Annotated in this window: 6 protein-coding genes; 1 reads left to right on the top strand and 5 read right to left on the bottom strand. The window is 40.6% G+C overall.

All coding sequences use genetic code 11. The features are described from left to right. On the bottom strand, window positions 1–230 hold a 230-nt coding region (locus BMX84_RS07540), incomplete at its 3' end, for a transposase (RefSeq protein WP_486187449.1). 116 nt (window positions 231–346) lie between these two features. Continuing rightward, window positions 347–1,735, bottom strand: a complete 1,389-nt coding sequence (gene ltrA, locus BMX84_RS07535) for a group II intron reverse transcriptase/maturase (RefSeq protein WP_091488571.1) — start codon at window positions 1,733–1,735, stop codon at window positions 347–349. Window positions 1,736–2,276: 541 nt separating this feature from the next. On the opposite strand from ltrA, the gene BMX84_RS07530 reads away from it, so the two are divergent. Next, a complete protein-coding gene (locus tag BMX84_RS07530; RefSeq protein WP_091488570.1) occupies window positions 2,277–3,458 on the top strand; it encodes an IS110 family RNA-guided transposase in 1,182 nt (393 codons plus the stop codon). Window positions 3,459–3,756: 298 nt separating this feature from the next. Here BMX84_RS07530 and BMX84_RS07525 read toward each other — a convergent pair whose 3' ends face one another. The 3 genes from BMX84_RS07525 to BMX84_RS07515 form a co-directional block, all read right to left on the bottom strand. Beyond that, window positions 3,757–4,293 carry a general stress protein gene (locus BMX84_RS07525; RefSeq protein ID WP_091488568.1) on the bottom strand — a complete coding sequence of 179 codons (537 nt, stop codon included), beginning with the start codon at window positions 4,291–4,293 and terminating at the stop codon, window positions 3,757–3,759. Window positions 4,294–4,532: 239 nt separating this feature from the next. Next, entirely contained in the window at window positions 4,533–5,471 is a 939-nt protein-coding gene (gene arcC, locus BMX84_RS07520; RefSeq protein ID WP_091488567.1) for a carbamate kinase, read from the bottom strand. Continuing rightward, complete coding sequence (locus tag BMX84_RS07515; protein ID WP_091488565.1) at window positions 5,464–6,894, bottom strand: YlbE family protein; 1,431 nt, start codon at window positions 6,892–6,894, stop codon at window positions 5,464–5,466. The genes arcC and BMX84_RS07515 overlap by 8 nt, the downstream gene beginning before the upstream one ends. Window positions 6,895–6,897: the final 3 nt, after the last annotated feature.

The following is a 6,897-nucleotide window of genomic DNA, read 5'->3' as shown; positions in this document are numbered from 1 at the left end:
CTAATTTTATTTAAATAGCCGTAAATGAATAATTTGAGTAAATCCTTTCTCTCGTAAGGCTGCTGACCAGGATTATGTTTCTTATATTCCTTAATTCCCATCTCACTTAAATCAAGCGATTCAACGAAAGAGTCAATAGCTCGAACAGGATTTTCTTTTCCTATCATTTCGTCTAAAGAAAGTAATTGGAAACTTATTTGGTCTCTTGAAAAGCTATGGAAGATACTCATTTACAGTTCACCTCTGTTAATCTAGTTTCTACTATTATATCTTATTAAGGCTCAAAATATCTCGAAATATCTCTTGTTTGTTAGACAGTCTGACGTACGGTTCCGTATACGGCGGTTCAATATCTTAAGTAAGCAGACTCTGCCAGGTTACGTAGTGAAACTACGTTCCACCGGTAGAGTCTTTTCGTTGTAAGCACCCAATGAACCTCAGGTGTTTTTGACAGTCTCCAGTATTTCTTTCTGGAATAGCCAATGCGCTTAGCACTGTCTATATCTAGACCTAAACGCATTAATCTACTAATCTTAGTACGTGGATTTTTCCATCTCTTTAAAATTAGTTGCCTGATACGGTGGTGGAGCCATTGCTCCACTTTCGTTACGAAGGTTTTGATGAAACCTGTGCCGAAGTAATTTATCCAGCCTCTTGTTCGGCTGTTTATCTCTTTGACAATCTCATCAAACTTCCCTGCTCGCTTACGTTTGGTCAAGCGTTTCAAGGTACGAATGAATTTCGCTTTGGCTTCGTTCGAAGGTCTGTATCGACAGACCCCATTCACTGTGGTTATCAGACAACCCAAGAACTTTAAACGCGTTGGTGAACCCACTTTACTTTTCTCTTGGTTGACAGTTAGTTTCAGGTCTTTTTCAATGAAGCGAGTGATACTTTGGAGCACACGTTCACCGGCTCGTTTTGACTTCACAAAGATGACGAAGTCATCAGCGAACCGGACGAAACGGTGTCCTCTCTGCTTCATTTCTTTATCCAGTTCATGTAAGTATACGTTACTGAGTAGGGGCGAAATCACGCCACCTTGTGGTGCGCCTGTGTTACTTTCTACGAATTCGCCAGACAGATCTATGACACCGCTCTGTAAGAACTTACGGATAATTTTAAGAATCATTTTGTCCTGTATATACTGTTCGAGATAGTACATCAGCTTGTCATGATTGAGTGTGTCAAAGCACTGTTTCAGGTCACAGTCGACGGCTACTTTGTAGCCTTGCTGATAATAGCCGACACACTCTTTCAACGCTGTATGATTGCTTTTCCCTTTGCGGAACCCATGACTGTGCGGGAAGAAATGTTTATCAATGATAGGTTCTATTACTTGCCTGATGGCTTGCTGGATCACTCGGTCCCGTACAACTGGAATACCCAGTTTTCGGACACCACCATTAGCTTTGGGAATTTCCACCCGTCTAACCGGTTGTGGTTTATAGGTACCGTCTAACAGTTTCTTTTTTAAATACGGACTCATTTCCATGATATGTGATTCTATTTCATTAACTGTCATACCATCTACTCCAGCAGCTCCTTTATTGCGTTTAACAATTTTAGCCGCTTCAAATAGATTCTTCTCACTTACAACGAGCCTCATGAGAGACTCACCATACTTGTCTTTACATTCACCTAGGCGATTACTCCGCACATCTACATACTCTTTCGCTTCCAGCTTATCCCTTTGTAGTTTGCCAACCCGTGGGTTGTTTTCTGCGTTTGCCATAATGCCTAACCTCCAATCTTTAAAGTATTGATATTGTTCGGTCCTTCGGTACATTTTCCCTACTATGACCTCGGCTGACTTCTCGCCATTCGTTGTTACTACTAAGCGCTGACGAGACCTCCCCGGGTAAGAACGACAACCTTCTGCTCATGTCACTGCTTCATTTACTGTACAGGATTCGGGCAGTATCGGACTTCGCTTTGTATAGCAAGCTCATCCGTCCTGATTCAGCCTTTGTATGAAGTTTCTGTTCGTCAGTGCAAGCATTTGCGTCCGTCTTCCTTGTATATTGAGTATAGACGATTAAATGAATATTTTAGCCTAATTCATTTCATTTATAATCGTTATAGGCGTTGTGGATTAGTAGACTTCCTTACGGCACTTTTAAGAGATGACTGGTTTTCTGAAGGCTCTAACCACAGGTCTTTGTTTTATTGGTAATAAGTTTGTTAACGCATGACGTTTAATATGACACAAGGATCCAGATGACAAAGATTACCTGTGAAACTGCAGCGCAAATACTTTTAGGAGAGGATTTTCAATGATCAATGTCGGCATAGATGTTTCCCAAAAGAAGCATGATGTTTGTATTATAGATTCTAATGGAACAATTCTCAAAGAACATCTTACAATAGACAATACTAGAAAAGGATTTAATACGCTTTGTAGCGTAATATTAAATCAGGATGAAGGATCAATAAAAAGCAATGTACGTATTGCTTTAGAAGATACCGGTCACTACAGTCTTAATCTATTAACTTTTCTTAGAAATGAAGGATATACAGTATTTACTTATAATCCTATTTTGATAAAGGAATTTGCTAAATCAACTACGTTGAGAAAAACGAAAACAGATAAAAAAGATGCCAAATTGATTGTTCGAAAATTAATGAGTGACAACCAAGTAGAAAAATTTACTGCTGATAAAAAAATGACAGATCTTAAGTTCTTAACTCGCAATAGAACACGACTAAGTCACTATCAATCCGAAGGGAAAATTCAATACGTAAGACTTGTAGACTTAGTGTTTCCAGAGCTTTCTGTATACGTTACTTCTTTGCACCATTCTTATGTTTATTCGTTACTTAAAAATTATCCTTCGGCTAAAGCTATAGGTAACTCTCACTTGAGTACATTAACATCAACTCTTGCTTCAGCCTCTCAAGGAAAAATAGGGAAGGAAAAGGCCCAGGAAATAAGAAACCTAGCAAAAGACTCCATTGGACAAGTTTCAAAAATTCTCGAGTTAGAAATGACACAAACGATTGAAATAATAGAGTTTTATAATAAAAAAATAAAAAAAGTAGATAAAGAAATCAATTCACTAATGAATGATATTGCTTCTCCTATTACTTCAATTCCTGGTATTTCTAATCGTTTAGGAAGTGTTATTATTTCTGAGATAAGAAATATTAATAATTTCAAAACACCTGCACAATTACTTGCTTTTGCAGGTATGGAGCCTTCGGTCCATCAATCCGGGAACCATGATGGAAAGGGTAAAATGGTAAAACGAGGCTCATCTTCTTTACGTTGGGCCTTACATCAAGCCGCTAGACTAGTGGCAATTCATTCTCCATTATTTAAATTATACTTGCATAAAAAACTAGCAGAAGGAAAACACTATAACGTTGCATTAACTCATGTAGCAAAAAAACTTGTAAGAATTATTTTTCATTTGCTAAAATATAATGTTCCTTATATTGAAAAAACTTTAGCCTGAATTTTTTTTAATAAAAGATTGTAGGTTTATTTACTATGCACTTTTTTATCAAGATTGAAAATTCGGACTTTTATGATATTTTTCTCTTGACTACATATAGTTTGTCTTCAGATTCCGCCTCACGGCGGACACCCTTGTCTTTCGCTAACAGTTCCTACTGCCAAGTCTGTAGTGGACTTTCACCACCAAGTTATCGCCCATGCCGGGCGCACTATAAAAAGAGGAGACGCAGATTATCCTGCATCTCCTCTATCCTATTCATCAGACAGATCCTCTCTGTCTATAAGAAATTTTTTTCTTATCTGTACATTGCGGCATTTTCAGTATCATGTGTTCTGAATGTTGAGTAGACTTGATCCTGCTGGTCAGGAGTGACTTCTACCATCACAATGATTTTTCCGGCTTTAAGAAACTTCTCGTATTCTTTCGCTTCTTCTTCAGGCATACCGGCACCGACCAGCGCACCGACGATACCGCCACCGACTGCACCTGTTCCTAAACCGGCAAGTGTCGTTGCAAGCGGTCCTGCTGCAGCTATAGGGCCGATCCCTGGTATGGCAAGCAAGCCGACTTCCGCGATCAGTCCGACGATACCACCTAAGACACCACCAGACAGAGCACCGATGCCAGTCCCTTTACCTGCTTTGCTTCCTTTACTGTCATCTCCGGAATCTACATCTGTTCGTGTATCCTTTTCAATTTTATCGACTTGACTGTCGTCTTTTGCAAAGACTGAGATATCATTTTTAGTAAAGCCTATGTCCTGTAAATCTCTGATCGCTTTCTCTGCATTATCTGCATTTGAAAATACGCCACCAACTAATTTTTTATCCATAGTTAACACTCTCCTTTTAGTCTGAATCCTACCGAAGAATGAGCATCGGTTAGGTATTCGTTTAGCATAAAGGTGATATCAGTCCCTTTACTGTTAATAGCGTATCAACCATCATTATTTATATCAAACATAACGCCTTCGTTTTATTTTGCACTATATTGGTCATAAGAAACAGCGAAAACATCCCCGCTGCCTTTTTTAGCAGCGGGGATGTTTTTTGTTCTATTTATTATAGTTTGTTACTTGTGAACGACTGTCCCTGTTTTCCCAAGGACGGCTTCTTTTGCTTTCTCAAGTGAAGATATGATAGATTTTCGTCCATGTTTGGATTCTACGAATTTCATGGCTGCCTGAACTTTAGGCAGCATGCTTCCGGCAGGAAAATGTCCCTCTTCAATATACTGCTTGGCTTCTTCTATACTTAAACTTTCCAGTTCTTTCTGAGAAGGTTTCCCAAAGTTGACTGCCACACGATCGACTGCTGTCAGGATAAAGAAGAAATCGACATCCAGTTCTTCAGCCAGTTTTTCACTTGCGTTATCCTTGTCGATAACTGCTTCGACACCGATCAGCTGATTATTTTCACCTTCTATGACCGGGATGCCTCCACCCCCAGCGCCGATAACGATATGTCCATTATCGATCAGTTCTTTCATCATGGCCGATTCTACTACTTTGACAGGTGCTGGTGACGGGATGACTTTTCTATATCCTCGTCCGGAGTCTTCTATATAAGTATCTCCTGTTTTATCTGCCAATTCTTCAGATTCTGCTTTTGAATAAAAAGGTCCGATCGGCTTCGTTGGGTTCTTGAATGCTTCGTCTTTTGAATCGACCACCACCTGGGTCACTAAAGATACGACAGACTTATTGATCCCCCGATTCAGCAATTCGGTTCTTAAAGCATTCTGTAAATGATAGCCGATATACCCTTGACTCATTGCTCCGCATTCCGGAAAGGGCATGCTTAGAGATTCATTGGATTTGGCTTTAGCATATTCCTGAAAGGCTAGATTGATCGCGCCTACTTGAGGTCCGTTACCATGTGACAATATCACTTCATGGCCCTGTTCGATCATGTCAGTAATGGCGGCCGCAGCATTTTTTGCTAACTTTCGCTGTTCTTCAGCATTTTCGCCTAAGGCATTGCCGCCTAATGCGATCAATATTTTACTCATTAGAATCCTCCTCGTATACATTGACAAATTCAGTTATGGCTTTTTCGAAACAGGCAACCGGTGGATGAACGATCCCGGCACCTATCTGCCCCACTCCCGCTTCTTTGTGGGCCATACCTGTATTGATAACAGGAAGGATATTTGTTTCTATTACTTTTCTAATATCGATACCATAAGCTCCACCTCTGAAGTTCAAGGCAGGGATAGAATAGTTACTGTTCTCTCCAGCTGTCACCTCATACATCTGTTCACTGTAGTTGATTGCATCCTGCACTTCTCCACCTACAAATTGGACGATGGCAGGTGACGCTCCCATAGCAAAACCGCCGATTCCCATTGTTTCTGTTATCGTACTGTCTCCCAGATCCGGAGCAGCATCATCTTCACTGTACCCAGGGAAGAACATGCCTTTAACAAAGTTGGCCGGAGCCGTAAACCACTGGTCTTTATCAAGCCCACTTACCTTGATACCGAACTCAACACCATTTCGGGCCATAGCTGTAACGACTGTGGAGTACTTGACGCCATGAGCAGCATCCAGAGCTGATTTACATGAAGGCATTGAGAGGTTCAGGAAGTAATGCTCGTTCTCCTTGATAAATCGAATCACTTCTCTCAACTCTTCTGTGTCAGAATCTGTTTGAAGCAGGTAATCGATGATTTCTCTGTAAAATAAACTTGTCGAGGCTTTATTTCTATTGTGGCATTCGTCACCCATATGAAGCGCTTGTGAGGTGATCGATTTTAAATCTATTCCATCCGAAAGACTTAATGCTTTTTTCAAGACCGGTGCAAAGGTCTGTTCGATCCATTTTAGACGATCAATGACTTCTTTAGAGTTCGCTCCGAATCTAAGCACTTTTCCAAGGCCTTCATTCACTGTACAGTAGGCTTTATTTCCATGTGTGCGATTTTCGATGACATGGACAGGCATGGATGGTGAAATGATCCCGGCCATCGGACCAACAGCATCATGTTCATGAGCTGGTGCAAATTCTATTTCACCAGAACCGGCAAGTTCCTCTGCTTCTTCCGGTGTTTCTGCCAGCCCTTCATACATCAAGGCACCGATAATGGCACCTCTTACGGGACCACACATATTCTCCCATTTGATCGGAGGACCAGAGTGCAGGATCAGCTTATCATGCATTCCCGGTATCACGTTAACTGCCTGATCAACATCCACTAAGAAGGCATGAGCCTCTTTAATGATTTTAATGGTCTCCTGATTCGCCTTCTCGACTTCCTCTTTATCGTTCAGGAAATCCAGCGCATTAACTAACTCAATGTTTCCTCCAGCAGGTGGTCTCCAGTCATACTGTACAGCTTCGACGTTCTGAAGGTCCATATCCTTTTTAAACGTTGATGTCCCAATATTTATTATTTTAAGGTCTTCATTTAATATATTCTTACTGATTTCCATTTT

It is taken from the genome of Alkalibacterium putridalgicola (assembly GCF_900109825.1).
GTDB lineage: Bacteria > Bacillota > Bacilli > Lactobacillales > Carnobacteriaceae_A > Alkalibacterium > Alkalibacterium putridalgicola.
The sequence above is the reverse complement of the archived record's forward strand: the minus strand, read 5'-3'. Positions and strand labels throughout refer to the sequence as shown.

Bases quoted from the DNA above. Each gene is read 5' to 3' on its own strand.
- BMX84_RS07525 (WP_091488568.1), bottom strand. From the start codon at position 4,293: ATGGATAAAAAATTAGTTGGTGGCGTATTTTCAAATGCAGATAATGCA.
- arcC (WP_091488567.1), bottom strand. From the start codon at position 5,471: ATGAGTAAAATATTGATCGCATTAGGCGGCAATGCCTTAGGCGAAAAT.
- BMX84_RS07530 (WP_091488570.1), top strand. From the start codon at position 2,277: ATGATCAATGTCGGCATAGATGTTTCCCAAAAGAAGCATGATGTTTGT.
- ltrA (WP_091488571.1), bottom strand. From the start codon at position 1,735: ATGGCAAACGCAGAAAACAACCCACGGGTTGGCAAACTACAAAGGGAT.
- BMX84_RS07515 (WP_091488565.1), bottom strand. From the start codon at position 6,894: ATGGAAATCAGTAAGAATATATTAAATGAAGACCTTAAAATAATAAAT.